Origin of the sequence: Duganella sp. BJB476 (genome assembly GCF_003416895.1) — a bacterium.
Classification (GTDB): domain Bacteria; phylum Pseudomonadota; class Gammaproteobacteria; order Burkholderiales; family Burkholderiaceae_D; genus Rugamonas.
Map to the genome: position 1 here is coordinate 266,192 of NZ_QVIO01000008.1, position 25,445 is coordinate 291,636.

The following is a 25,445-nucleotide window of genomic DNA, read 5'->3' on the forward strand; positions in this document are numbered from 1 at the left end:
TCATGTTTTAGATTTTCTGCAAGCCGTGGCGCTTGATGTGGTTGATCAGTTCGCGGTTGTCCGGCAGCGCGCCCAGCATCTTGTGGGTCAGCGCGGCCGCTTCGCGGAAGTAGCCGTCGGCCAGCGCTGCTTGCCGTGGCTGTGGGTTCATGAATTCGCTGCGGAAGCCCATGCCGTACAACACATACTGGTAGCTGGCCGATGGGAACACTTCTTCGATGCGGTTGAAGTCGTTGCGCGATGGCGCGCGGTGGCGCCACAAGGTCAGCAAGTCGTTCAGCCGGTCGGGGATGGCGGCGGTGTTGTCGCGCCAGTAGTCGCTGTCGCGGCGCTGGCTCAGCACGTAGTGCAGCTTGAGGAAATCGATCACGCGTTCCCAGCGGTAGCTAAAGGCGTCGTTGAAGCGTTGGGCGACGATGTCCATCGCCGCGCGCGTGGCCGGCAGCTCGTCGCTGACCATGGCGGCCGACATTTCCACCAGCGCCAGGGCCGACGCTTCCAGCGGCTCGATGAAGCCGGCCGACAGGCCGATGGCCACGCAGTTGCGGTGCCAGAAGCGCTCGCGGTAGCCGGGGTTGAAGCTGAGCTTGCGCGGCTGCGGTATGTCTTGCGGGCCGCCGGTGGCGGCGATGTAGCGGCGCAGCTCGGCCTCGGCCTGCTCGTCGCCGATGTGGGCGCTGGAATACACGTGGCCAATGCCGCGCCGGGTCGGCAGGCCGATGTCCCAGATCCAGCCGGCGCTTTGCGCGGTGGACGAGGTTTGCGAGGCGATCGGATAGTTGTCGTCGGGGTAGGGGATCTGCACCGCCAGCGCCGAGTCGTTGTACAGCACGTGCTTCTGCGACAGGAAGGGCACTTCGTAGTGCTTGCCCAATAGTAGCGATTGCATGCCGGTGCAGTCGATGAACAGGTCGCCCTCAAGCGCGCCATGCGTCTGGGTTTGCAGCGCGGCGATGTCGCCGTTGTCGTGGTTGGCGATGCCGACGACGTTGTCCGGCACGTAATGCACGCCCAGCTTTTCCAGGCAGTGCTTGCGCAGGAAGGCGCCGAACTTGCCGGCGTCAAGGTGGTAACCGTAGTTGGCCACCGAGGAAAATTCCGGCGTCACCACTTGCTTGGGCGCGCGGCCGTTGACGCACAGGTGCGGCTGATAGCTGACCAGGTCGGCGAACGGGATGTTCGGGTGTTGCGCTTGCCATTGCTCCGGCAGGTTCACTTCGCCGTAGCCTTGTGGCAGCACGAAGGGATGGAAATAGTAGTCGTGGTCGCTTCCATTGACCCAGCAATTGAAGCGCGAACCCTGCTTGAACGAGGCGTCGCACTCGCGGAAGAAATCGGCTTCGGACACGCCGATGCGGCGCAGCGTATCGCGCATGCTGGGCCAGGTGCCTTCACCGACGCCGATGGGCGCGATGTCGGGCGATTCGATCAGGGTGACGTGCAGGGACGAGCCCTGGTGGTCGGCGGCGATCAGCCCGGCTGTGAGCCAGCCGGCGGAACCGCCCCCCACAATCACGATGCGTCGGACCATATTGCTCGCCTTGAGTTGAGGATGAGATGGCTGAAAGTCTAACCGAAAAGGGCCGCTGACTGGCAGCGGCCCCGGAACGATCAACTACCGGTTAAAACTTGTAGCGGGCGCCTATCATGTAACGCGGACCCTGCTGCGTCACCGATTCCAGCTGCTGCTGGGTACGGCTGTGCGTGCGCTGGATCGAGTTGCCGACGTTGATGCCCTCGAACTGGAAGCTCAGCTTCTCGTTGTAGTTGTAGCCGATGCTGACGTCGACCTGGCCGTATGCCTCGACGTACTGAGGATTCGGGCCGGAGCCGTCAAACGTCGACGACAGGAACTCGCCGCGCCAGTTGTAGGCCAGGCGTGCGGTGAAGTTCTTGTCCTCGTAGATGCCGACCACGTTCGACGAGTTCGACAGGCCGACCAGCGCGAACTGCTCGCCGATCTTGGCGTTGTCGTACTTCAGGCCCGAGTGCACATAGGTGTAGTTGGTCGACACGCCGAAGCCGCTGTTGCCGAACATGTGCTGCAAGTTCACTTCCAGGCCGTTCAGGCTGGCCGCCTTCTGGTTGGAGAAGGAGTTGATCTTGAAGTTGGCGATCGGATCGCTCGGCTGGCCGACGATGGTGCCGGTGGCGTGGCCGTTGGCATCGGTTCCGCGCGTCACGCCCGGCGCACCGTCGTGGTTTTTGAAGATGTAGTCGCGGATGCAGGTGGTGTCGGCGCCGGCGCAACCGCTGGCCAGCGCCTCGTTCCAGAACTTGCCGCCCACCGGCGTGTGCAGGTTGAACGGCGTGGCGTCGAACTGCGACTGGCCTGCGTAGTTTTCCAGGTTCTTGCGGAAGTAGCCCAGCGAGAAGAAGTTCTGCTTGCCGTAGTACCACTCGTAGGACAGGTCCAGGTTCTTGGACTTGACCGGTTTCAGCGCCGGATTGCCCTGGCTGCCGGTGCCGCCGTCGGCGCGGGTCAGCGAGTTGAGCGTGGTGCCGCCCTGGATCTGGTCGTAGCGCGGACGGCCGATGGTCTCACCCAGGCTCAAACGGATCTTCTGGTCCGGCGTGATCTCGATGTCGGAGTCAAAGCTCGGCAGCAGGTTGTGGTACTTGCCGGTCAGCGTGGTGAAGGTCGGGTCGCCGAAGGTGATCGGCAACTCGTTCTGCGACACCCAGCTGATGCCGACGGCGGCCGGCACCAGCGCGGTCGAGGTGACGTCGGTGGTTTCGTAGCGCAGGCCGATCGAGGTGCGGATCGGCAGTTTGGTGTCCCAGTCGGTGTTGAACTGGATGTAGGCCGCCTTCGATTTCTCGGTGGTGCGGGCGTCGTTGTCGAAGGTGGTCTTCGGCAGGTACAGCGCCGGCAGGCCGGAGGCGGTGGCCGCCAGCTGGCGCACCTGGGCGAAGTTGAAGGTGTAGAACTGGTTGAACAGGTTGGGGCTGCCGCTGCCGTCGATATGGTCGAAGTACTGGGCCACCGACGCCGGATGGAACACGCTGGCCGGATAGTCGGACGGCTTGGTGGCGCCGCCCCAGGTGTCGCGCTGCTGGTTGGAGAAGGCCGAACGGTTCTTGACCTCGGACGCGGTGGCGCCGAATTTCAGTTCGGACGCTTCCAGCACTTTCCATGCACCCTTGACCTGGGTCTGGTCGACCTCGCCCTTCATGTAGCCGTTGGTGAACACCGATCCGGTGACCTGCTGCGGCGCTTTGGTAAAGTCGGCGCCGGTGATGCTCAGCACCGGGAAATCGTGGCTGAAGTCGGCCGTGGTGTCGCCGCGGCTGAAGCTGGCCGTGCCAAGCGTGTTGCTTGAACCGAAGGGGCTGTCGGCCTTGGACTCGGCGGTCGAGTGGTGGGTGTCGAGTTCGAAACGCAGGTCGCTGGTCGGCTTCCAGACGGCGTTGAAGCCCAGCGACTTGTTCTGCGTCTTGGTGGCGAAGTCGGCCGCGCCCATGGCGATGTCCGAGGAGGCGATCCCGGTGTCCTTGTTGGGAGGGATGAGTTCCTTGTAGATCAGCGGGCTGGAGACGGGGCCGCTGGTCCACGAGCTGGTCGACGGGCCGAAGTTGAACCAGGCCGACAGATCGTTGCGCTTGGTCTGGATCTTGTTTTCGGAGTAGGTGTAGTCCAGCGTGGTGACCAGCTTGTCGGTCGGCTTGTACTGCAAGGTCAGCTGGGCGTTGGTGCGCTGGCGCTTGACGCCGTTGAAGTTGTAGTTCAGGTTTTGCGGCACCGAGTACAGGTTGGCGCCGGTCGGGCGGTTGATCGCGCCGTCCTGCGGGATGGTGCCCCAGGTGTTTTCGTCGCCGCGGAACGGGCCCTTCCAGCCGTTGGAGACGGCCGCGGTGTTGTAGCCCAGGTTGCGTTCCTGGTAGCTGCCGGTCAGCGCCACGCCGAACTTGTTGTTGTCGAAGGTGTTCGAGTACAGGCCGGAGAATTCCGGCGTGGTCGAGCTGCTGGCCTTGACGTCGCCCGGCAGGTTGCCGTTGGTGCTGTCGTACACGCCCTTGACGCCCACGCTCGAGTGCATGCCGGGCCGGTCGAACGGGCGCGCCGTCATCACGTTGACGGTGGCGCCGATGCCGCCGGTCGGCGTTTCGGCGCGGCTGGTTTTGTACACTTGCAGCTGGGAGATCGCTTCCGACGCCAGGTTGGCGAAGTCGAAGGCGCGGCCGTTGAGGTCGCCCAGGTTGGAGGTCGGCATCTGGCGGCCGTTCAGCAGCACCAGGTTGAAGTCGGGGCCGACGCCGCGCACGGTGATCTTCGAACCTTCGCCGATCGAGCGGTCGATCGACACGCCGGAAATGCGTTGCAGCGATTCGGCCAGGTTGGTGTCGGGGAACTTGCCGATGTCCTCGGCCACGATGCCGTCGACGATGCCGTCGGAATTGCGCTTCAGGTTCATCGAGGACAGCAAGCTCTGGCGAAGGCCGGTGACGACCACGCTCTGGACTTCCGGTTCAGCTGCCTTGACGGATGCTTCCTGCGCCAGTGCCTGCCCGGCCGCCGCCGCGCAGGCACTGGCCACCGCCAGGCTCATTAGTTTCTGTCGTGCCTTTGGATAATGCATGTGATCTCCTGTGTTTTTATGAACAGCTCGCTTTGCCACTTTCCCCAACCTAGATTTGGAAAGGTTTCCATTTCGTGTGGCAAATATAGCACCGAACGAATTTCAAAGTCAATTTGCAATGCCGCATAAGCCGGCCCCGGTTTTCGTTGACAGAGGAAATCAACCCGTGCACCATGTCTGGGAACGTTTCCAAAAAGAGACACTTTTACCGATCACCTACGTGAAAAGGCATCAGCCGTGGCCACCATCAAAGACGTAGCCCGCCTCGCGGGCGTAGGACTGGGCACCGCTTCGCGCGTCGTCAGCGGCAAGGGTTCGGTATCGCCGGCCACGCTGGCGAAGGTCAAGGCGGCCATCGAGCAGCTGGACTTCCGGCCCTCGCACGCGGCGCGCACGCTGCTGTCGGGCTCCAGCCAGATGATAGGTGTGTACATCCCGGTGCTCAGCGGCACCTTCTACACGCCCATCCTGCAAATCATCGACAACGAACTGCGCACCGCCGGCCTGCACATGGTGGTGGCCTTCGGCGCCGGCCTGGGCGGCGCGCGCCAGCAGGCGATCGAGGGCATCGCCTTCCTCATCGAGCGCGGTTGCGACGGCCTGATCCTGATGACCAATGTGCTGCAGGAGGAAGACATCGCCGCGCTGCGCTTCAAGCATGAGCGCATGGTGGTGCTCAACCACAGCTTCGACAACATCGCCGGCCAGTGCTTCACGGTCGACCACACGCTGGGCGGACGGATGGCGGCGCGCGCCTTGCTCGACCACGGGCACCGGCAGATCGCCGTGGTGGCCGGCCCGGCCAGCCTGCCGGACAACGTGGTGCGGGTCAACGCCTTCCTCGCCGAGCTGCACGCCAACGGCGTCGACACCGGCAAGCTGTGGATGACCGAGCGCGACTTTTCGCCGGCCGGCGGCTGGTCGGCGGCCAAGGAGTTGATGGACTCCAAGCACCCGTGCAGCGCGCTGTTCTGCGCCAACGACGAGATGGCGGTGGGCGCGCTGTCGTATTTCCAGGAGGCCGGCATCCGCGTGCCGCACGAGCTGTCGGTGATCGGCTACGACGATACGCCCAGCGCGGAATTCTCAGCGCCGCGCCTGACCACGGTGCACATGCCGTGGCGCGAGATGACGCAGAACGGCATCAACGCGCTGCTCAACAGCTGCTACGACTTGCAGCGTCCCGTCACGCGCGGCTATCCGGTGACGATGACCTTGCGCGCCTCGCTGGCGGCGCTGCCGGCGGCGGCCAAGCCGGCCCGCCGCCGCAAGCCGGCCTGAGCTCCGCCCGCGACTGGAAACAATGTCCAAATGCTATTGGGAAAACGTTTATGTAGTTGTTAATTTGCCGCATGAATCTGGATTCACGTTGAAGTTTAGTGGAAACAATAGACGGTCAGTAATGATGTCTATACATTCAGCCATGGCAACAATCACTACTTAGCATCTATGTTGCTAGCAACAGACACCCAACATCACGACAATAAAAGAGATCGCACATGAAGAAGAATTTTCCATTCGCAGCGTTGTTGTTGTCCGCCAGCCCATACGTCCTGGCACAAGCCCAGGTCGAAGCGGCTGCCGTCGCCCAAGCCGCCGCCGTCCAGCCTGCCGCAGCAGCCGATGTGACGCCGGACGATATCCAGAAAGTGGTGATTGTCTCCACCGGTAGCCGCGGCGCCCAGCGCACCATGGTCGATACGCCAGTGCCAGTCGATATCATCGGCTCGCGTGAGCTCACCAAGACCGGCCAGGCTTCGCTCGATAAAGCGCTGCAATTCCGCGTACCCTCTTTTAACACCGTGCAGACTCCGGTCAACGATGCCACGTCGCTGCTCGACCCCTATGAAATCCGCAATATGGGACCGAGCCGCGTGCTGATCCTGATCAACGGCAAACGCAAGAACGCCAGTTCGCTGGTGTACACGCAGACGTCGCCGGGCCGTGGTGAAAGCGGCTCCGACATTTCCGCCATTCCGCAGGACGCGATCAAGCGCATTGAAGTGCTGCGCGACGGCGCCTCGGCCCAGTACGGTTCCGACGCCATCGCCGGCGTGGTCAATATCATCCTCAAGGATAACGCCGAGGGCGGTTCGATCACCGCGCGCGCCGGCATCACCCATGAGAGCGACGGCAAGATGGGCGGCCTGAGCCTGAACCAGGGCGTGGCGCTGGGCGATCGCGGCTTTGTCAACTACACGCTCGATCTTTCCCATGTGGGCTTGTCCAACCGCCCTGGCCGGGTGGATGCCCGGGCCGAGCCCGACACGCTGGGCGGCACGCTGGCCGATGCGCAAGCGTTCCTGGCGATCAAGCCCGACGCCGGCAACATCAACGGCTCGCCTGCCACCTCCGCGCAGAAAGCCCTGGTCAACAGCCGCTACGAATTGAGCGATGACGTCTCGCTCTACGGTAATGCCGCCTATGTGCACAAGCAGGTCGACAGCTATGCCAACTACCGCACCCCGTACTGGCGTCCGACGGACTACGGCCTGCTGCACCCGGCCGGCACTCCCTACCTCGGTTACGTGCCTACGTTTGTCGGCAAGCTCGATGACTACAACGCCACCGGCGGCGTGAAGTTCCAGCTGGGCGGCTGGGGAACCGACCTGAGCCTGACCTACGGCGGCAATGAACAAAGCTATGAAGTCGGCAATTCGGTCAACCGCAGCCTGGGCGCCGCCTCGCCGACGCACTTCAACGCCGGCGGCGTGAAGTTCGAACATTTCGTGTTGAACGGCGACATCTCCAAGCAGGTCGCGTCGACCGTCAGCGCGTATGCGGGTACCGAAATCCGCCATGAGAAATTCAAGACCATCGCTGGCGAAGAAGCCTCGTATATCGGCACCGGCGCCGATTCCTTCGCCGGCAACGATCCGCGCAATTCCTTCCCGACGTCGCGTTCGAACTACGGCGTGTACGGCGGCGCAACCTGGGATATCAGCGACAGCCTGCTGGTCGACGGCACGGGCCGCTACGAGAAATACAGCGACTTCGGCAGCGCCTTCGTCTGGAAACTGTCGTCCCGCCTCAAGGTCAGCGACCAGCTGACCCTGCGCGCGTCGGCATCGACCGGCTTCCGCGCGCCATCGCTGGCGCAGATCTACACGCAGAAAGCCCAGTACTCCTTCGTGCCGGGCAAGGGGATTCAGGTCTCCGGCCTGGTCAACAATGTGTCCAAGGAAGCGGCGGCGCTCGGCGTGCCGAAACTGCAGGCCGAGAAGTCGGACAACATCACGCTGGGCCTGGGTCTGAAGCCTGACAACAACACCAGCATCACGGTCGATTACTACAACATCAAGGTGAAGAACCGTATCGTGCTGGGCAAGGAAATTGTGCCGGCCTGTAACGAAACCGATCCGGTCAAACAAGACGCTTGCGTCAAGGCCAGCCCGCTCGACCAGGTGTTGAACGCCAACGGCATCGTCTCGGTGAGCTTCTTCGCCAATGCACTGACCAGCCGTACGTCGGGCATCGACTATGTGCTGTCGCGCAAGAACCTGACGTTGGGCGAAGGCAAAGTGACGCTGAACCTGTCGGGCAACCTGTCGCTGAAAAACGAGCGTGAGGGCGCCGTCAACAATCCATCGACGGTGGCGGCGGCGAACCAGTCGGTGCTCGATCCGACCCAGGAAGCGCTGATGTTCACCTCGCGTCCGAAGTACAAGACCATCTTCGGCGCAGATCTCGATTACCGGGACTACAACTTCTCGTTGAATAACACCATGTTCGGTCCTACGCGTTTCCGCAATGCCGGCCTGGACAACAACCTGGAAGTGGAGTTCAAGACCAAGGTGGTCACCGACTTCGCGTTCAACTATAACGTGGCCAAGAACGTCACCCTGTCGTTCAATATCAACAACATCCTGAACGTCACGCCGAAGTGGAACATGAAGGCGCTCAACTCGACCGGTCAAGCCCTGTTGGACAGCAAGACCAAAGATGCGGTCACCGGCATGACCCCGTCCGAGGTGCAATACAACTCGATCACCTTCGACGGCCGCTACTCGATGGTGACCTACGATGGTTCGCAGTTCAGCCAGCTGGGCCGCACCTTCGCCGCCTCGCTGAACTATCGCTTCTAAGCGGCACGCCGCAGCTATAATGAGGTCCGCAGCTCCGCAAGGGGCGGCGGACCTTTTTTTATGGAGTGGTACACATGGTTTCGTTACAAGATCAATTGCTGAAGGCCGGCCTGGTGGCCAAGAACAAGGTCAAGGTCGCCAATCAGGAAAAGAGCAAGCAGAAGAAGGAAGAGCGCCGCTCCGGCACCCAGAGCGTCGACGAAGCCAAGCTGGCCGCGCAGGAGGCGCAGCGCAAGCTGGCCGAGCGCAACCGCGAACTGAACGCCCAGCGCGACGCGGCGGCGCAGCAGAAAGCCATCCTGGCGCAGATCGCGCAGATGGTGCAGCAAAACCGCCAGGACAAGGGCCGCAACGGCGACATCGCCTACAACTACACGCACGGCAGCAAGATCGAGCGCATGTTCGTGACGGCGGCGGTGCGCGAGCACCTGGTGGCGGGCCGCCTGGTGATCGTGGTGCTGAACGGCGTGGCCGAACTGGTGCCGCGCGTGATCGCCGACAAGATCGCCGAGCGCGACGCCACTTTGGTGGTGCGCGTCAACAAGAGCACCACCGCGGTGGAGGAAGACGATCCGTACGCCGCCTTCCAGATCCCCGACGACCTGATGTGGTGATCAGGCGCTCAGGCGCGCCTTCAGCAGGTTCAGGCCTTGCGCCAGCAGGCCGTCGGCCGGCACTTCGCCGTGCGGCGTCAGCTGGTCGATAATCTGCGGCAGCAGGCTGGCCAGGCCGGACGACACGTGTTGCGGATCGATGCCGGCCTGGCCGGCGATCTGCTGCAGCTGGTCCGAACCCAGTGCCTGTTCCAGCTGGCTGCCGGAAATGGCCTGGTTGGCGCCGGTGCCGACCCACGACATGACCTGGTCGGCCAGGCCGCTTTGCTTGAGTTGCTCCAGCACGGCCGGCACGCCGCCGGCATTGTCTATCATCGCCATCACACCCGACAGCAAGTTCCCTTGCTGCGCTTCGCCTTGCTGGCCGCCGCCCAGCGATCCCAGTACTTGTCCTGCCAGTTGATCCAGTAAGCTCATCATGTTCTCCGGTGGGGTAAGGCAATGAAGATATCATTTTTGCACCGAATCAATGCCGCCGCAAGCGACTTTTGCGGCGGTGCAGCATGCTGGTCGCGTCAGGCCAGCAGCTTGAGCAGGGCCGCCGCAGCCGCTTCCGACGAGGCCGGATTCTGGCCGGTGACCAGCAGGCCGTCGGTGACGGCGTATGCTTGCCAGTCGGCGACTTTGGAGTAGATGCCGCCGTGTTCCTTCAGCATGTCCTCGACCAGGAAGGGCACGACCTTGGTCAGGCCGACCGCTTCTTCCTCGGTGTTGGTGAAGCCGGTTACCTGCTTGCCGCGCACCAGCGGGCTGCCGTCGGCCGCTTTCACATGGCGCAGCACGCCGGGCGCGTGGCACACCGCCGCCACCGGCTTGCCGGCCGCCAGCATGGCTTCGATCAGCGCGATCGAGGCGCGGTCTTCGGCCAAGTCCCACAGCGGGCCATGGCCGCCCGGATAAAACACGGCGTCGAAGTCGGCCGCCGAGACTTCGGCCAGCTTGCCGGTGTGGGCCAGCACGGCTTGCGCGTCGGCGTCGGCCTTGAAGCGGACCGTGGCCGGGGTTTGCGATTCCGGCGCGTCGCTTTTCGGGTCCAGCGGCGGCTGGCCGCCCAGCGGCGAGACCACCGTCAGTTGCGCGCCGGCTTCTTTCAGCGCGTAGTAGGGCGCGGCGAATTCTTCCAGCCAGAAGCCGGTCTTGTGGCCGGTGTTGCCCAGTTTGTCGTGCGAGGTGAGTACCATCAGGATGTTCATGGCTAGTCCTTGTGTGTGTAGTGGAGGGGCTTACAGTGCAACTTCAAGAATGCGGCGGCTGCGCGCCAGGTCGATGTCGCGGTGTTCGCCCAGGCTGGTCATGCCGTGCGCGGCCAGCTGCGCCAGCACGGCTTCCACCGCTTCCTGTCCCAGCTGGTAGGCCGACAGGCGGGTCGGGATGCCGAGGCCTTCGAAGAACGCGCGGGTATGGGCGATGGCGGCGTCGATGCGTTGCTCGTCGCTGCCGTCGCGGATGCCCCACACGCGCTCACCGTATTGCAGCAGCTTCTCGCGCTTGGTGGCGCGCTGCACGTCCAGCAGCGACGGCAGCACCAGCGCCAGCGTGCGCGCGTGGTCGATGTCGTACAGCGCGGTCAGCTCGTGGCCGATCATGTGGGTGGCCCAGTCCTGCGGCACGCCCGCGCCGATCAGGCCGTTCAGCGCCAGGGTGGCGGTCCACATCAGGTTGGCGCGGGTGGCGTAGTCGTCCGGCGCGGCCAGCGCCTGCGGCGCGATCTCGACCAGCGTTTGCAGCAAGCCTTCGGCAAAGCGGTCCTGCGCCAGCGCCCGCACCGGGTAGGTCAGATATTGTTCGACCGTGTGGACGAAGGCGTCGACCAGGCCGTTGGCCACTTGCTTGGTCGGCAGCGTGAAGGTCTTGGACGGATCAAGCACCGAGAATTGCGGGAACAGCAGCGGGCTGCGGAATGGCAGCTTGGTGTGGGTGGCCTTGTGGGTGACCACGGCGCCGTTGTTCATTTCCGAGCCGGTGGCCGGCAAGGTCAGCACGGCGCCGAAGGGCAGGGCGCGGCGCACCTTGGCGCCGCCGCTCTGGGCGATTTCCCACGGCTCGCCCTCGTACAGCGCGGCGGCGGCGACGAACTTGGTGCCGTCGATCACCGAGCCGCCGCCGACGGCCAGCAGGAAGTCGATCTCGTCGCGGCGCACCTGTTCGACCGCGCGCATCAGCGTTTCGTAGCTGGGGTTGGGTTCGATGCCGCCGAACTCGCGGACGGTGCGGGCGCCCAGCGCGCGGCGCACTTCGGCCAGGGTGCCGGTCTTTTCGGCGCTGGCGCCGCCGTACAGGATCAGCACGCGGGCGCTGTCCGGCACCAGCTTGGACAACTGGGCGACGGTGTCGGCGCCGAAGACGATCTTGGTGGGGTTGTGGAATTCAAAATTCTTCATGCTAGCTCCTGTTATTAGACTGGTCGTCTAGTGATGCGGTAAAAAATGAGGGTCAAGTCTGACATTCGGACACGTGCCCAGCCGTATTGGCCGCTATGGCTGGGCACGTGTCCGAATGTCAGACTTGACCCCCTTGGGTGTTGGCCGGCAGGCCCAGCATGGTTAGCGTGGTCTGCCAGGCGGCGTGCAGGGCGCTGGGCTCGCGCCGCAACTTGGTCAGCAGGGCGGCGCCCAGCCACAGCTGGTACAAGGCCAATGCCGTGAGCTTGGCGTCGGCGACCTGGCGCAGCGAACCGTCGGCCAGCGCCTGCTCGACGCAGACGGCCAGCCGGGCGACGATGCGGTTGGTGCCCTCCAGCAGGGTGACGCGCATGGCTTCCGACATGTCCGCCACTTCTCCGCTGAGCTTGACCACCAGGCAGCGGCAGTCGCAGCTGTCGGCGTCGAGGTCGTTCCAGCTGGCCCAGTAGTCCATCAGCGAGCGCGCGGCGCTTTGGCCGGGCTGGCTCAATATGGTTTCCATCTGCGCCAGGTATTGCCCGATATAGTCGTCCAGCAGCGCCTCGCCGAACAACTCCTTGGACTTGAAGTAGTGGTAGAAGGAACCCTTGGGCACGCCCGCCGCCGTCAGGATCTCGTTCAAGCCCACGCCGGCAAAGCCTTTGCCGGTGATGATGGTCTTGCCCGTGTCCAGGATGTGCTGGCGGACGCTGTTGTGTTCTGTGGTCATGGTGGACGCATCATAACACGATTAGACCGGTCGTCTATGAATCAATCAACGCCAAGTTTAATCATGTGAATACTTTATAAAAATAAAATATTAACAAATATTGATGTATTATTGTTATGTATTTCACATTATATTTTTAACATGGGAACGCATATGAACCAGATGAGTAAAGTCCTGTTTTCCACTCTGTTCGCCGTGAGCGCCGCCGCCCAGGCCGACACTACCTTTCACGCCAATGGCGAAGGGTGGTGTGCGAATTACGACCTCGGCGGCTACACCTGCAACAATGTCAATATGCAAAGCTGGGCCAACCTATATGCCGGCACCGACGGGCATGGTTTGGATACGCGCAACTGGATGGCTTTTAAGCCAAGTGCCGGCCACATAGAGAAGGCCACGATCAGCATCTTTAACGATGGCATAGATACGGACTTCAATCCTGCCGCTGTGTATAGTCTGCATGCAGCGACTGCGGTGGACTTCGGCAGCCTGGGCGTGGGCCCTTCGCTGGGCTCGGTCACCGCCGGCGAGGCAAACAGCCTGAAGGTGCGTTACGTCGATATCCAGCTCAACGCCTTCGGTGTTGCTTATCTGAATGCCCACCAGGGCCAACAGGTGATCTTTGGCGGTGTGGTGACCGGCAGCGGCCACACTGGGCTCTTCGGCGGTAGCCGCGGTGTTCCGGAGGCCCTGCTGACCGTGTCGGCGGTGCCTGAGCCGGAAAGCTACGCCATGCTGCTGGCGGGGCTGGGGCTGGTCGGCTGGCTGGCACGTCGCAAACAACGGGTAGCCTGATCCGGCGGCCCGGTCGTTAGGGATTGCCAGGCGGCCGCCCGCCGCCGTCTGGCCCCATGTTTAAGCGCCTGCCCGCCGACGGCGGCGGACCGCCGCGCCGACCACGCCCAGGCCGGCCAGCAGCATGGCGTAGGCGTCCACTTCCGGCACGGCGCGCACCACCAGCTGCTCGCCAAAGGACGGCGCGCCCGGCGTGCCGGCCCATGGGCCGAATGGCTGGCCCTTGCCGTCCTGCCAGTCGCAGTTGCTGTAGATCTTGCTGAAGTAGGGCGCGGCGCAGGCGGCGGCGCCGGTCAGCTGGCTGTTGATCGCCGAGAAGTTGGCGCCGCTCATGGGATCCGTGCCGCCCAGCGGCACGTTGGCGCCGGCGAAGATGAAGTCGGTGGCCAGCGGGGCGTTGGCCAGTTCCGCGGCGGTCGGCAGGCGCCAGCCGAATTGCGACTGGTACGACAGGTCCAGGCCGCTCGAAGCGGGCAGCGGCGAGGCCCATGCCCAATCCAGGTTGTTGCGCGTGATGTAGGCGTTGCTGGCGACCGGCGCGTCGACCTGCGCTGCGACGGCGGCGCCGGCGGTGGCGCACAGGGCGATGGCGATGGTCAGGCGTTTGACAAAAATCATGACTTCCTCAAATTAAGTGGCGACAAGAGCAGAAAAAATGTTACATCGACAACTGCCAAAAAACAATTAGAATAATTGAATTAAAATTAAGTTTGTGCCACCGTAGCAGGAATCTACACAGGAATCGTCATGCCGCCGTCCGTCGCCATGCCCAGTCTAGTCAAGCTGCACGCCTGGCTGCCGCCGTTTGCCGCGGCGGCGCTGGCCTGGAACCTGCTCGCGCTGTCCGGCGCGCTGGCCAGCTATGGCGACGCCCAGCAGCATGGTGTGGTTCACGCGTCGTTCGCGCTGACGCTGCTGCGTTTTGTGGCGCAGCACGTGCCGCTGGTGGCGCTCAGCCTGGTGCTGGCGGTCGGCTTCTATCGCGCGCAACGGCGCCCGCCGCAGCTGGCGCAACTGCTGCCGGCCTATCTCGGCATGCTGGCGCTGGGCGTGCCCTTGCTGTGCATCTGGCAAAGCGCGATCAACGGCATTTTCAGCGGCAACGGCCTGGCCTCGCCGCTGGCCTTGCTCGGGCAGCAGAGCGCGCTCAGCTGGTGGTTCCAGACCTTGCTGCTGACGCTGGCTTTCTGCGCGCACCTGGCCTACAGCGCTTGGCGCCACGCGCATGCGCAGGCGCTGGCCTGGCAGCTGGCGCAACAAGGCAATCTGGCGCTGCGGCTGCGCTTGTTGCAGGGCCAGCTGGAACCGTATTTGCTGTCGGGCGCGCTGGCCGGCATCGCCCAGCTGAACCGCCAGGGCTTGCGCGAGCAGGCCACGCGGGCGCTGGCGCGCTTGAGCGACCTGCTGCGTTATGCGCTGCGCGCCAGCCGCTCGGACTGGCAAAGCGTGGCCGATGAAGTGCGCTTCCTGCGCGACTATGTCGACCTGCAGCGCATCTGCCGCGACGCCGGCCTGCACGTCGACTGGCAGCTGGAAGCGATCGACTGGAGCGGCTACCGCTGCCCGCCGCTGCTGCTGTTGCCGCTGCTGGAGCAGGCGCTGGAGGCGGCGCCGCAGCGGCTGACGCTGCGCATCGGCCGCCGGCAAACGGACGCGGGCAGCCTGGTGCTGGTCGAGCTCAGCTATCCGCATGGCGCCCGCGTGGGCAAGGCACCGGTGCTGGCCGCGCTGGAGCAGCGCCTGGCCATGCAGTACGGCGGCGCTGCCACGCTGGCCATGCAGGCCGACGGCGATCTCACCCATCTGCGCCTGGCGTATCCGGTGGCGCACCATGATGATTGACGCCATCGCCCTGCCGCAAGCCGCGCCGGCATCCGCCTGGCCGGCGCTGCGCGTGCTGCGCTGGTGGCGGCCGTGCCTGTTGATCCTGCTGGGCTGGCAGCTGCTGGCGCTGCTGGAAGCGCTGGCCAGGGCTATCGACGCCAGCCACGCCGGCCGCGCACTGGCGCTGCCGGCCCTGTTGTCGACCCTGATGCTGCAATACCTGCCGCTGGTGTGCAACAGCTGGCTGCTGGCGCTGGTGTTCCGCCGTTGGCCGGATCGGCTGGCGCGGCGCTCGACGCTGCTGCTGGCGCTTTTGCTATCGATGGCGGTTTTCCTGCCACTGCTGACCGGCATCGATATCCTGGTCGTGCTGCTGCGCGACGGCCGCCCGCTGGCCGATTTCCCCGCCATGCTGGACCAGGTCGGCCGCATGACCTGGTGGTACAACCTCTTCGTGGTGGGCCTGGCCTTCCTGGCGCAGGCCGGCTACAGCGCCTGGCGGCGCGGCCGTCAGCAGGAACTGTCGGCGCAGCGCGCGCAAACGGAAAACCTGCAACTGCGCCTGGGCCTGCTGCAAGGCCAGCTCAAGCCGCACTTCCTGTTCAATGCGCTCAACAGCATCAGCGCCCTGGTGCGCACCGCCGATCCCGCGCTGGCCGACCAGGCGCTGGGCCATCTGGCGGAACTGCTGAACTATGCGCTGGCGGTAGGCCAGGGCAAGCAGCCCAGCGTCGCCGACGAGCTGCATTTCCTGCGCATCTACCTGGCGTTGCAAAGCCTGCGCTATGGCGACCGCATGCAGCTGGACTGGGCGATCGCGGAGCGCGACTGGAGCCGCTATCCCTGTCCGCCGCTGCTGTTCCAGCCGCTGGCGGAGAACGCCGTGCATCACGGCGTGGAAGCGCACCAGCAGCCTTGCCGCATCCACATCGGGCTGGAGCATGCCGCCGGCATGCTGAGCCTGCGTATCGCCAATCCGGTGCTGGCCGCCTCGCGCGCCGGCACCGGACTGGGTTTGAGCATGACGCGTGAACGCCTGGACATCCTGTACGGGCCGCGCGCTGAACTGAACATAGACGCCGATGAACACCACTATGCTATCGAACTACGCTTCCCCGTCGACGGACCGGCCGAGGACGGTCCTGATCGTTGACGATGAATTGCCGGCCATCGCCAACCTGGAATGGCTGCTGGCCCGGCGGCCGCAATGGCGCCTGCTGGAATCGTGCCGTTCCAGCGAGCAGGCCAGGGCGCGCCTGCAGACCTCATCGGTGGACTTGATCCTGCTCGACATCCAGATGCCGGGCCAGTCCGGCCTGGAGTTCGCGCGCGAGCTGTGCCAGCGGCCGGGCGCGCCGCTGATCGTGTTCGTCACCGCCTACGACGAGCATGCGCTGAGCGCTTTCGATATCTTCGCCCTGGACTATATGCTCAAGCCTTTCGACGACGAACGCTTCGATTTGATGCTGCGGCGCGCGGCCCTGATGCTGGAGCTGAACCAGCAGGCGGCGATGAACAGCGCGGTGCACGCCTACCTGCGCGACCGCGCGGCCGATGAGGCCGGGTACAGCGCGCCTGTCTTGCTGCAGGTGGTGGTGCGCACGGCCGCCGGCCTGGAGCGCATCGCCATCGACGATGTGATGTGGTTGGGCGCGGCCGGCAACTATGTCGAGCTGCATCTGGCCGGGCGGGTGGTCCTGCACCGCAGCACCATCACCGCCATCGTCGAACGCTTGCCGGAGCAGGAGTGGGTCCGTGTGCACCGGACCGCCGTGGTGCGGCGCAGCGCCATCGCCGGCCTGCGCAGCGACAGCGACGGCTACTACGCGGTGCGCCTGACGCAGGGCGATACGGTGCGGGTCAGCGCGCGCTACCTCAAGCAGGTGCAGGCCATGTTCGCCTGAATGCACGGCGCTTGCGGTTCGTCCCAGAACTGACGCGATTGATCACATAGTCGTAGCCGACAGTTTTACCTCCGTGGCAAGCTGGCCTCACCTTATGGCTTACCTCAGGAGGAACACCAGAATGAACCAGATCGTTATGACTATGCTGGCGCGGCTGGCGGCGATGATCGTCGCCTGCGCCGTGCTGGGCGCAGGCGCGCACGCGCAGTCGCTGGAAACGGACAAGTCGCTGGAACACAGCGTCAAGATCGTGCGCGTCCACAATCTCGATTTTCCCGTACTCGACGTCGGCAAAGGGCCTGTCGTCTTGCTATTGCATGGCTTCCCCGATTCGCACCGCGTGTGGCGCAATCAGGTGGCGCCATTGGTGCGCGCCGGCTACCGCGTGGTGGCGCCGGACCTGCGCGGCTATGGCGACGCGCCGATCTTGCCGGCCGTGTCCGACTACGCCATCGGCAAGGTGCTGGGCGACGTGACCGGCCTGCTCGATGTGCTGAACATCAAGCAGGCAAGCGTGGTCGGCCATGACTGGGGCGCGGCGGTGGCCTGGTATCTGGCGGCGTTCTATCCGGACCGGGTGGAGCGGCTGATGGTGATGTCGGTGGGCGCGCCGTGGAATCCGGAATTCAACAGCATCACCCAGCGCGAGAAATTCTGGTACTCGCTGTACTTCCAGTTTGAAGGCGTGGCGGAAGCGCGCTTTCAGCAGAACGACTTTGCTTTCTTCCACGCGCTGAGCCGTGATGAAGGCGATGTCGACGCGGCCATCGCGCATTTCAAGCTGCCGGGGACATTGACCGCGGCGCTCAACTGGTACCGCGCCAATTCGAAGCCGACGATGCCGCCGCCGGACGGCACGCCGGTGCCGCCGACGCCCAAGGTGCATTGCGATGTGGTGGGCGTCTGGAGCGAGCGGGACCACTACCTGACCGAGGAGCAGATGCAAGCCTCGGCCGACGATGTCACCGGCAAGTGGCGCTACCAGAAAGTGGAGCGGGCCGGCCACTGGATGATGCTGGAGCAGCCGCGCCAGGTCAGCGAGCTGATGCTCGACTTCCTGGCGCGTTGAGCGGGCCGGCCGGTCAACCGCGGCGCACCAGTTTCATGCCGTTGGCGCGGCCGACGTAGGCCACCATGCCGGTGATCTTGCCGGCCTTGTCGCGCTCCAGCCGGATCACGATGCCGCTACCGCTGGAGCCGAAGGCGTCGGCGAACACATTGTCGAGCGGCTGCTCACCGAAGCGCGGCACCATCATCCACAGCTTGCCGTCCTTGAGCGTCAGCGTGTAGGTCGCGTTCAGTTCGGCACTGTCGTAGGTCCCGGCGACGGCGGCCAACTGCTCCGGCGTCATGCTGCCGGCGGTCACCCGTTCGAAGCGGGCCGCCGGTTCGCCCGGACGCTCCACCACCAGCGTGCGTTCGGTGATGAGCGCGGGCTTGGCCGTGCGCTTGGGATCGCGCACGAAGCGGCCTTCGCCGACCGGCAGCAGTTCCTGTTTCATGCCCGGCCCGGTGTACCACAGCTTGCCGTCCAGCGCCTCCACCCGGCGCAGCATGCCTTCGCGGGCGTTCCAGTACACGCCGGCATAGCGGGCCGGATCGGCCAGCGCCACGGCTTGAGGCTCGGCGGCGGCCGCGGCCGCGACCGGGAATTCGCCGGCCGCGTAGATGTCGGCCACCTTGCGCGCCAGGCTGCTCGGGTCGAGGTCGGGACGGTTACACAGCACGGCCACGCCCAGCTTCAGTTTGGGCAGGCGCAGCAGTTCCGCCTTGTAGCCGGCGAAGGAGCCGGAATGGGAGGCCACATCCAGGCCGCGGTATTTGTCCAGCATCAGGCCGCGGCCGTAGTTCAGCGGGGTTCCGTCGTTGAGCTTGCCGGCGGTTTGCATCTGCTCGATCATCCGGGCGCCGCCCACCTTGGGCTGGTAGAAATTGGCGTCCCACTTGGCCAGGTCGGCCACGGTGGACTGGACCGCGCCGTCGCCGGTGTGCTCCCAGTTCGACATCAGCAGCGCAAAGCTGGCGGGGCCGTTTGGACGGTAGGCGCTGGCGCGGTGCGGCACCACCGTGTCGTGGTCGTCGAGGATGCGGGTGTCGTTCATGCCCAACGGCTCGAAGATGCGCGCCTTGGCGAAGGCGGCCATGCTGCCGCCGCTGACCTTCTCGACGATCTGGGCCAGCAGCATATAGCCGGTGTTGCTGTAGGCGTAGGCGGTGCCGGGCTGGAAGTTGAGACCCTGCTGGCGCGCGACGTCGGCCAGGGCTTCGGCGTTGGAGCTGACGTCGCCCAGGGCCACGCCTCTCAGGTTCATCAGCAGCATATAGTCGCGCAGGCCGCTGGTGTGGTGCAGCAGGTGGTCGACGGTGATCGGCGTGCCGTAGTCGGGCAGCTGGGGCAGGTAGCGGCGGATGTCGTCGTCCAGTTTGAGCTTGCCGTCTTGTACCAGCAGCAGGATGGCGGCGGCGGTGAATTGCTTCGAGGTCGAGCCGATATCGAAGACGGTGCTGTGCGCGTCGATGGCGACGCCGTGTTCGAGGCTGGCGGCGCCGTAGCCTTGTTCCAGCAGCGGCTTGCCGTCGCGCCAGACGGAGACGGCGCAACCCGGCGCGTCGGCCTTGGCGTAAGGGGCGAACAGGGCGTTGGCCTGCTCGACCGGTGTGGCGGCGCCGGCGGCATGGGCCAGGACCAGGGCAGACAGCAGCAGGGACAGACGGGTAGGGTTTTTCATGATGATCTCCTTTGTGGTTAGGTGTTGTAGTGAAGTATATCACCGACACTGATGAGGATGTCAACATTGAAATTAATTAATTTGTGGAATGGGGTATGCTGGCGGGATGCCGCATTCGAACACCAAGCCCGGTCCCCGTTTCTGGCGGGACGCAAACCTGCCCTACATCGAGGCGCGGGCGGTTGGCGATGGGCGCAAGCTTGGCTACGCCAGGCACTCGCACGAGACTTTTTCGATCGGCGTGATTCGGGACGGGCACACCAACTACCTCAACCAGGCGTCGCGCCGGCTGGTGGGACCGGGCGCCGTGGTCCTGATGAATCCGGGCGATGTGCATGCCTGCAACCCGGTGGGCGACGAGACCTGGTCGTATCGCATGCTGTATGTCGACTGCGGCTGGCTGGCCGGCTTGCAGCGGGAATGGGGCTTCAGCGCCAACTGCGATTTCCGCCCGTTCGCGGCGACCATGAGCACGGCGCCTGCGCTGTATGCGGGATTCAATCATTTTTATGAGGTGCTGACGGCCGCCGCTTCCGACCACCTGCAGCGGCAGTGCGCAGCCGTGACCTTCTTCGAGCAGGTCCAGTCCGGCCTCGATCCGGCCGCCATGGTCGAGCGCGAAGCCAACCGCAAGCTCGAACGCGCGGCCGACTACATCAACGACAATTGCGCCGCCGCGCTCAAGCTGGAGGATATTTGCGGCGCGGCCGGGCTCTCGCCCTCATACCTGATCCGCGCCTTCCGCAAGCGCTACGGCATGACGCCGCACGCCTACCTGCTGAACCGCCGCATCCAGCTGGCGCGCGGCTTGCTCAAGGAGGGCAGGGCGATTGCCGAGGTCGCACTGGAGACGGGCTTTGTCGACCAGGCGCATTTCCAGCGCATCTTCAAGCAGTTGCTGGCGGCGACGCCGGGACAGTACTTGCGCTGAGCAACAAGTAGGCGGCGCTGGCCGCCAGCAGCAGCGCCATGGCGCGGTTAAACCAGCGCATCACAGCGGGATCGCTCAGGCGCCGGCGCAGAAAGGTGCCGGCATAGGCCCAGCAGGCGATCGACAGGTAGCAGATCACGAAATACAGCGCCGCGAACTGCCAGACCAGCACCGCGTCGCCGTCGGCGGCAAACGCGCCCATGCCCGCCACCGACGCCACCCAGGCTTTGGGATTGAGCCATTGCATGGCCGCGCCGGCCGCCAGCGACGGCCCCTTGGCGGCGTCGCCGGACGAGAGCGCGCCGTCGTCGCGCGCCAGCTTCCACGCCATGAACAGCAGGAAGGCGACGCCGGCCAGTTGTATCGCCCGCGTCAAGGCCGGCAGTTGAATCAGCAGTTCATGCAGGCCCAGGCCGGTTAGCAACAGCAATGCAGTGAAGCCGACGGTGGCGCCGGTGACGTGGCGCATGCTGGCGCGAAAGCCATGCTGCGCGCCGCTGCTGAGGGCGACGATGTTGACCGGGCCGGGGGTAATCGACGAGGCCAGGGCGAAGGCTGCCATGGAAATCAGGATGCTCATAGTTGCGGGTCTCCGGTAAGAATGAATCATGCCGGAGCGACGATACGCGGCGCGCGCATCGTCGTATTGTAGAAAACAACCCTTCAGCGGGCGCGGATCACGCAGCCATGCGCGGCCAGCTTGCCGTGCGCCTGGCCCCAGCCGTCGGCGTACAGGATCGGGCCGGCCGAGTCCGCCAACGCCACCGGCCGGTCCGACAGGTTGGCCAGCACGGTAATGGCGCCGGCGCCGCTGCCGCGCCGCATGCCGATCAAGCCGGGCGGCAGCGACTCGATGAAGGCGGTGGCGCCCTGGCGCAACGCGGGGTGCGCGCGCCGCAAGGCCAGCAAGGCGCGGTAGTGGCTGTGCATGCCGGGGTTGAAAGCGCTCCAGTCGAGCCGGTAGCGGTCGAACAGCACCGTCCAGTCGCGCCAGCTGGGCTCGTCGAACTCCTGGCCCATCAGGATGTGCGGCACGCCGTCCATGGTCAGCAGCAGCGCCGCCGCCGCGCGATGGACGCCGGCGCCGAGCACCTTGCTGGCGCGCGGTTGTTCCTTGTCTTCCAGCCAGCGCATGCGCAGCGCGCCGCGCGGGAAGCTGTAGGTCGACTCCTTCCAGTACTGGGCAAAGGCGTGCGCGTCGGCCTGTCCGCAAGCCACGCGGCGCAGCATCTCGCGGGTGCCGCCTTCGTAGGTCAGGTCGCAGCTGTGCAGGTGATGGAATTCGTCGCAGGACTGCGAGATCAGCGCGATGTCGGGCCGCAGCGCCGCCAGCGCGGTGCGGATCTCGGCCAGGAAATCGGTGGGCGTGATGTCGGAATCGTCGAAACGCAAGCCGTCGAAGCCGTAGCGGCCGATCCAGCGCTGCATGGCCGCGACCAGGTTGCCGCGCAGCGCGCGGTTGCTGAAATCGAAGCCGGCGAAGTACTCGCGCTGCGGCACCGCGTAATAGACCTGGCCGCCGGCGTCGCGGGTGTACCAGTCGGGATGGGTGGCGGTCCAGGGATGGTCGGCGCTGCTGCGGTTGAGCGTCCAGTCGAACAGCACGCGCATGCCGCGCGCGTGGATGGCGTCGACCAGTGCGTGCAGGGCGGTCTCGTCGCCCAGTGCCGGATCGATGGCGTCGAAGTCGAGCACCGCGTACGGATCGCCCAGCGCGCCGCGCCGGCCGCTATGGCCGATGGGATGGATGGGCATCATCCAGATCACGTCGACACCCAGTTGCTCCAGGTAGTCGAGGCGGGCGCGCACGCCGTCGAAATCGCCGCCGAACGCGGGCACCGACAGCTGGTAGATCACCGCCTCGTGCAGCCACGCCGGGCTGGCCAGCGCCTGATGGCGGCGATAGAGTGGGCCGGCCGCGTCGGCTTTCAGGCCGCGCCGGCGCATCAGCACGTCTCCATGCTCGTCGACCGTCAGGCAGGAATTGTTCTGGCCGTCCTCGGAGATCCAGGGATTGGCCGGATCCGGTATCCAGTGCTCGCCATCGACTACGAGTTTGTACAGGTGGCGGCCGGCGGCGATCGGCAGGGCGCATTCCCAGTGGCCGGGCGCTACCTGCTCGAACTGGCAGGCGTCGCCGACCCAATAGTTGAAAGTGCCGGCCAGCGCGACGCTGCGCAGCCCCGGCGCATCCTCGTAACGAAAGCGGACGCCTTGTGCGCAGCGTTGAGGGAGCTGCTCTGGGGAAGTTTCGAATTGGATGTTCATTGTGTTATTCAACTACAAAAATGTATTTAAGTAAATATTTATCGCTTAAGTTTGCATATTCATATGATTTTTATATGTAGTTTAGGTACTTATTGGCATGGATTTGAGAGAGCGCAAGTGCTGTGATTATTCGAGAGTTTCCACTGAGCAGAAAGCGCACATACTTAACGTCTTGCCCGGTAGATTATTCTTCGAGGTGACACCAATGATGTTCAGCAACATGTCGGAACGCCGCTTCGGGCTGCCGTTCGCACGACTCTCTCCACGCTTACCTGTCATGTACCTGGCCATCTTTTTTGTGGTCCTGGTATGCACCTCGCTGATCGGCGTCCAGGTATGGCTGACCGCGCACGCCCGCAGCGTGCAGCTGAACGAATCGGAAATCGCCGCCGCCAACCTCGCGGAGGCCGTGGGGCAGCATGCGTATGACACGATCAAGGAAGCCGATACGGTCCTGGTCGGGCTGGTGGAGCGGCTGGAAAACGACGGCAAGCTTGAGCTTGAGCTCGACCGCTTCCATCAGCTGCTGGTGCACCGCGTTGCGGAGTTGCCGCAACTGCACGGCCTGTTTGTCTACGGCGACGATGGCCGCTGGCTGGTCAATTCCCAACCTGAGCTGCTGAAAGGGAAAAACAACTCGGACCGCGAGTATTTCATCTATCACCGGGAGCACGCGGATCGGGGCGTGCATATCGGCCCGCCGGTGCGCAGCAAATCAACCGGCGATTGGATAGTCACGGTGTCGCGCCGCTTCAACCAGCCGGACGGCTCCTTTGGCGGGGTAGTGCTGGCGGCGATCAATATGAATTATTTCCAGAAGTTTTTCGAGCGCTTCAAGATCGGCGAGGACGGCGCCATTCAGCTGGCGCTGGATGACGGCATCATGCTGGTGCGGCGGCCGTTCAACGAAAAATCGCTGGGCAGGGATATTTCGAAACTGCCGCTGTTCCACGATTACTTGCCCAAGGCGCCAGTCGATACTGTGATTTTTACGTCAGCGCAAGACGGTGTGACACGGATCAATAGCTACCGGCGGTTGGAACAATACCCGCTGGTGGTCTCGGCCGCGCTGTCCAAGGACGAGGTGCTGGCGCAATGGCGGGCGGATGCTTATCTCTACAGCGCCGGCGTCATCATCCTGGTGCTGGGGATAAGCTTGCTGGGAATCCGGCTGGTGCGGCAGATTAATCTGCGGATACAGGCGGAAGCGGAACTGGTGCGTGCACGCAATTCGCTGGTGACGCTGAATCAAACGCTGGAGCGGTTGGCCATGCAGGATGGCATGACCGGCCTGTCCAATCGCCGGCATTTTGATGCGACATTGAAGAACGAATTCAGCCGGGCGATGCGCGGCGCCAGCGCGCTGGCGCTAGTCATGATCGATGTCGATTCCTTCAAGCAGTACAACGATATCTTCGGCCATGCCGCCGGCGACGAGTGCCTGAAGGCGATCAGCAAGGTGGTTGCCGACAGCAAGCACAGGCCGGGCGATATCGCCGCGCGTTACGGCGGCGAAGAGCTGGCGGTGCTGTTGCCGGGAACGGATGTGGCAGGGGCGCTGGCCGTCGCCGAGCATATCCGCGCGGCGGTCGAAGACCTGAACATCAAGCATCCCGGCAGCGCCACCGGCTACGTGACGGTCAGCGCCGGGGTCGAATCCTTCGCGCCGGTGCGGTTCGAGAGCGAGCCGGTCGACCTGATCAAGGCGGCCGACCAGGCCTTGTACCGGGCCAAGTCCCTGGGACGCAATCGCGTCCATTCGAACATCATCGACCGGGAAGTGCGATCGGCCTCCGCCCTCGGTGTGGCCGGGTAGGCCGGAGCGCTATTCCTTGGGGAGCGGCGAGTGGAGAGGGGCGATGCTTATCCGGTAAAGCGCGCCGAGATGGGCTGTTCGGTGGCGTCGAGTACAAACTCGCGCATGTCCGCGAAGGCGGCGCCGAATGCCGGCCGCTTCGAGATGAGTGCGATGTAGCGCTGGAAAACTTCGTCGCCACACAAGCCATAGCCGCGCGCCCAGACAACCGCATGTCCGACGATGCAATCGGCTGCGGTAAATTTCTGCCCACAGACGAAAGGCGCTTGCTCCAGCCGCGCGGCAAGCTGGGGTTCTATCTCCTCGCGGAACTTCTTGCGGTATCGCGCCACCGTGCGCGGGTCGCGCTCCGAGTCCGGCAAGACATGCTCATGGGCGCGAATTTGCCACAGCATCATGTCCATCCAGGTTGATCCAAAGTGCAGCATTTGCAGGTAGTCGGCGCGCTCGGGCGACGCCACCGGGAAGGGCGCGAGACCGGCATCGGGGTATGCATCGGCCAGAAAAGCGACCATGGCGGCGCTTTCGAGCATGTACTGCGACCTGCCGTTGTCCCAGGTAATTTCAAGCACAGGCACGTTATGGTTGGGATTCAGGCGCATGAACTCGGCGGAATACTGCACGGCGTTGCACAGGTCTACTTTCTCGACGTCGAAGGAGTTTCCAACGACCTCATGCAGCATCCATTTGGTGCGGGCGCTTCGGCTGGCCGGGTAGTGGTACAGTTTTAAGTGTTTAATTGGCAAGATATTCTCCTGTGATCGAAGGCCACAGTCTGGCGTCTTGCG

The 25,445-nt window shown here is 64.3% G+C and carries 21 protein-coding genes; 10 read left to right on the forward strand and 11 right to left on the reverse strand.

What is annotated here, in order from left to right; all coding sequences use genetic code 11:
* Nucleotides 1-7 precede the first annotated feature (7 nt).
* Nucleotides 8-1,531 carry a tryptophan halogenase family protein gene (locus tag D0T21_RS26980; protein ID WP_116992618.1) on the reverse strand — a complete coding sequence of 508 codons (1,524 nt, stop codon included), beginning with the start codon at nt 1,529-1,531 and terminating at the stop codon, nt 8-10.
* Nucleotides 1,532-1,622: 91 nt separating this feature from the next.
* Nucleotides 1,623-4,580: a TonB-dependent receptor gene (locus D0T21_RS26985; RefSeq protein WP_116992617.1), complete on the reverse strand. Its 2,958-nt coding sequence runs from the start codon at nt 4,578-4,580 to the stop codon at nt 1,623-1,625.
* A 237-nt stretch (nt 4,581-4,817) separates the two neighbouring features.
* On the opposite strand from D0T21_RS26985, the gene D0T21_RS26990 reads away from it, so the two are divergent.
* From D0T21_RS26990 to D0T21_RS27000, 3 genes are all read left to right on the forward strand, one after another.
* Complete coding sequence (locus D0T21_RS26990) at nt 4,818-5,861, forward strand: LacI family DNA-binding transcriptional regulator (protein WP_116992616.1); 1,044 nt, start codon at nt 4,818-4,820, stop codon at nt 5,859-5,861.
* A gap of 218 nt (nt 5,862-6,079) precedes the next feature.
* Complete coding sequence (locus D0T21_RS26995; RefSeq protein ID WP_116992615.1) at nt 6,080-8,665, forward strand: TonB-dependent siderophore receptor; 2,586 nt, start codon at nt 6,080-6,082, stop codon at nt 8,663-8,665.
* Between the two features lie 74 nt (nt 8,666-8,739).
* Nucleotides 8,740-9,279 (forward strand): DUF2058 domain-containing protein, encoded by a 540-nt coding sequence (locus D0T21_RS27000; RefSeq protein ID WP_116992614.1) that lies wholly within the window; start codon nt 8,740-8,742, stop codon nt 9,277-9,279.
* Here D0T21_RS27000 and D0T21_RS27005 read toward each other — a convergent pair whose 3' ends face one another.
* The 4 genes from D0T21_RS27005 to D0T21_RS27020 form a co-directional block, all read right to left on the reverse strand.
* Entirely contained in the window at nt 9,280-9,699 is a 420-nt protein-coding gene (locus D0T21_RS27005; protein ID WP_229211647.1) for a YidB family protein, read from the reverse strand.
* Nucleotides 9,700-9,794: 95 nt separating this feature from the next.
* Nucleotides 9,795-10,472 carry a type 1 glutamine amidotransferase domain-containing protein gene (locus tag D0T21_RS27010; protein WP_116992612.1) on the reverse strand — a complete coding sequence of 226 codons (678 nt, stop codon included), beginning with the start codon at nt 10,470-10,472 and terminating at the stop codon, nt 9,795-9,797.
* Between the two features lie 30 nt (nt 10,473-10,502).
* Complete coding sequence (locus tag D0T21_RS27015) at nt 10,503-11,660, reverse strand: iron-containing alcohol dehydrogenase (RefSeq protein WP_116992611.1); 1,158 nt, start codon at nt 11,658-11,660, stop codon at nt 10,503-10,505.
* Between the two features lie 118 nt (nt 11,661-11,778).
* Entirely contained in the window at nt 11,779-12,390 is a 612-nt protein-coding gene (locus tag D0T21_RS27020) for a TetR/AcrR family transcriptional regulator (protein ID WP_116992610.1), read from the reverse strand.
* A 153-nt stretch (nt 12,391-12,543) separates the two neighbouring features.
* On the opposite strand from D0T21_RS27020, the gene D0T21_RS27025 reads away from it, so the two are divergent.
* Nucleotides 12,544-13,185, forward strand: coding sequence for a PEP-CTERM sorting domain-containing protein (locus D0T21_RS27025; RefSeq protein WP_229211648.1), 642 nt, complete (start codon nt 12,544-12,546; stop codon nt 13,183-13,185).
* A 60-nt stretch (nt 13,186-13,245) separates the two neighbouring features.
* On the opposite strand, the gene D0T21_RS27030 is transcribed toward D0T21_RS27025, so the two are convergent.
* Entirely contained in the window at nt 13,246-13,803 is a 558-nt protein-coding gene (locus tag D0T21_RS27030) for a PEP-CTERM sorting domain-containing protein (RefSeq protein WP_116992609.1), read from the reverse strand.
* Nucleotides 13,804-13,932: 129 nt separating this feature from the next.
* Here D0T21_RS27030 and D0T21_RS27035 point away from each other — a divergent pair, with 129 nt between their 5' ends.
* The 4 genes from D0T21_RS27035 (at nt 13,933) to D0T21_RS27050 (ending at nt 17,982) form a co-directional block, all read left to right on the forward strand.
* Entirely contained in the window at nt 13,933-15,027 is a 1,095-nt protein-coding gene (locus tag D0T21_RS27035) for a histidine kinase (RefSeq protein WP_116992608.1), read from the forward strand.
* Nucleotides 15,017-16,162, forward strand: coding sequence for a sensor histidine kinase (locus D0T21_RS27040; protein WP_229211649.1), 1,146 nt, complete (start codon nt 15,017-15,019; stop codon nt 16,160-16,162). The genes D0T21_RS27035 and D0T21_RS27040 overlap by 11 nt, the downstream gene beginning before the upstream one ends.
* Nucleotides 16,104-16,913: a LytTR family DNA-binding domain-containing protein gene (locus tag D0T21_RS27045; RefSeq protein WP_116992606.1), complete on the forward strand. Its 810-nt coding sequence runs from the start codon at nt 16,104-16,106 to the stop codon at nt 16,911-16,913. The genes D0T21_RS27040 and D0T21_RS27045 overlap by 59 nt, the downstream gene beginning before the upstream one ends.
* Nucleotides 16,914-17,034: 121 nt before the next feature.
* Nucleotides 17,035-17,982: an alpha/beta fold hydrolase gene (locus D0T21_RS27050; RefSeq protein ID WP_116992605.1), complete on the forward strand. Its 948-nt coding sequence runs from the start codon at nt 17,035-17,037 to the stop codon at nt 17,980-17,982.
* A gap of 13 nt (nt 17,983-17,995) precedes the next feature.
* On the opposite strand, the gene D0T21_RS27055 is transcribed toward D0T21_RS27050, so the two are convergent.
* Entirely contained in the window at nt 17,996-19,642 is a 1,647-nt protein-coding gene (locus tag D0T21_RS27055; protein ID WP_116992604.1) for a serine hydrolase, read from the reverse strand.
* Nucleotides 19,643-19,748: 106 nt separating this feature from the next.
* Here D0T21_RS27055 and D0T21_RS27060 point away from each other — a divergent pair, with 106 nt between their 5' ends.
* On the forward strand, nt 19,749-20,573 hold the full coding sequence (locus D0T21_RS27060) for an AraC family transcriptional regulator (protein ID WP_116992603.1): 825 nt from the start codon (nt 19,749-19,751) through the stop codon (nt 20,571-20,573).
* On the opposite strand, the gene D0T21_RS27065 is transcribed toward D0T21_RS27060, so the two are convergent.
* Nucleotides 20,530-21,153 carry a LysE family translocator gene (locus D0T21_RS27065; protein ID WP_116992602.1) on the reverse strand — a complete coding sequence of 208 codons (624 nt, stop codon included), beginning with the start codon at nt 21,151-21,153 and terminating at the stop codon, nt 20,530-20,532. The genes D0T21_RS27060 and D0T21_RS27065 overlap by 44 nt on opposite strands.
* An 83-nt stretch (nt 21,154-21,236) precedes the next feature.
* On the reverse strand, nt 21,237-22,841 hold the full coding sequence (locus D0T21_RS27070; RefSeq protein WP_116992601.1) for an alpha-amylase family glycosyl hydrolase: 1,605 nt from the start codon (nt 22,839-22,841) through the stop codon (nt 21,237-21,239).
* Between the two features lie 277 nt (nt 22,842-23,118).
* Between D0T21_RS27070 and D0T21_RS27075 the strand changes: the two genes are divergently transcribed.
* Nucleotides 23,119-24,657, forward strand: coding sequence for a sensor domain-containing diguanylate cyclase (locus D0T21_RS27075; protein WP_116992600.1), 1,539 nt, complete (start codon nt 23,119-23,121; stop codon nt 24,655-24,657).
* Between the two features lie 47 nt (nt 24,658-24,704).
* On the opposite strand, the gene D0T21_RS27080 is transcribed toward D0T21_RS27075, so the two are convergent.
* On the reverse strand, nt 24,705-25,403 hold the full coding sequence (locus D0T21_RS27080) for a glutathione S-transferase family protein (protein ID WP_116992599.1): 699 nt from the start codon (nt 25,401-25,403) through the stop codon (nt 24,705-24,707).
* Nucleotides 25,404-25,445: the final 42 nt, after the last annotated feature.

Coding starts and splice junctions, on each gene's coding strand:
- D0T21_RS26980 (WP_116992618.1), bottom strand. CDS start 1,531: ATGGTCCGACGCATCGTGATTGTGGGGGGCGGTTCCGCCGGCTGGCTC.
- D0T21_RS26985 (WP_116992617.1), bottom strand. CDS start 4,580: ATGCATTATCCAAAGGCACGACAGAAACTAATGAGCCTGGCGGTGGCC.
- D0T21_RS26995 (WP_116992615.1), top strand. CDS start 6,080: ATGAAGAAGAATTTTCCATTCGCAGCGTTGTTGTTGTCCGCCAGCCCA.
- D0T21_RS27000 (WP_116992614.1), top strand. CDS start 8,740: ATGGTTTCGTTACAAGATCAATTGCTGAAGGCCGGCCTGGTGGCCAAG.
- D0T21_RS27005 (WP_229211647.1), bottom strand. CDS start 9,699: ATGATGAGCTTACTGGATCAACTGGCAGGACAAGTACTGGGATCGCTG.
- D0T21_RS27010 (WP_116992612.1), bottom strand. CDS start 10,472: ATGAACATCCTGATGGTACTCACCTCGCACGACAAACTGGGCAACACC.
- D0T21_RS27015 (WP_116992611.1), bottom strand. CDS start 11,660: ATGAAGAATTTTGAATTCCACAACCCCACCAAGATCGTCTTCGGCGCC.
- D0T21_RS27020 (WP_116992610.1), bottom strand. CDS start 12,390: ATGACCACAGAACACAACAGCGTCCGCCAGCACATCCTGGACACGGGC.
- D0T21_RS27025 (WP_229211648.1), top strand. CDS start 12,544: ATGAACCAGATGAGTAAAGTCCTGTTTTCCACTCTGTTCGCCGTGAGC.
- D0T21_RS27030 (WP_116992609.1), bottom strand. CDS start 13,803: ATGATTTTTGTCAAACGCCTGACCATCGCCATCGCCCTGTGCGCCACC.
- D0T21_RS27035 (WP_116992608.1), top strand. CDS start 13,933: ATGCCGCCGTCCGTCGCCATGCCCAGTCTAGTCAAGCTGCACGCCTGG.
- D0T21_RS27040 (WP_229211649.1), top strand. CDS start 15,017: ATGATGATTGACGCCATCGCCCTGCCGCAAGCCGCGCCGGCATCCGCC.
- D0T21_RS27045 (WP_116992606.1), top strand. CDS start 16,104: ATGCTATCGAACTACGCTTCCCCGTCGACGGACCGGCCGAGGACGGTC.
- D0T21_RS27050 (WP_116992605.1), top strand. CDS start 17,035: ATGAACCAGATCGTTATGACTATGCTGGCGCGGCTGGCGGCGATGATC.
- D0T21_RS27055 (WP_116992604.1), bottom strand. CDS start 19,642: ATGAAAAACCCTACCCGTCTGTCCCTGCTGCTGTCTGCCCTGGTCCTG.
- D0T21_RS27060 (WP_116992603.1), top strand. CDS start 19,749: ATGCCGCATTCGAACACCAAGCCCGGTCCCCGTTTCTGGCGGGACGCA.
- D0T21_RS27065 (WP_116992602.1), bottom strand. CDS start 21,153: ATGAGCATCCTGATTTCCATGGCAGCCTTCGCCCTGGCCTCGTCGATT.
- D0T21_RS27070 (WP_116992601.1), bottom strand. CDS start 22,841: ATGAACATCCAATTCGAAACTTCCCCAGAGCAGCTCCCTCAACGCTGC.
- D0T21_RS27075 (WP_116992600.1), top strand. CDS start 23,119: ATGTACCTGGCCATCTTTTTTGTGGTCCTGGTATGCACCTCGCTGATC.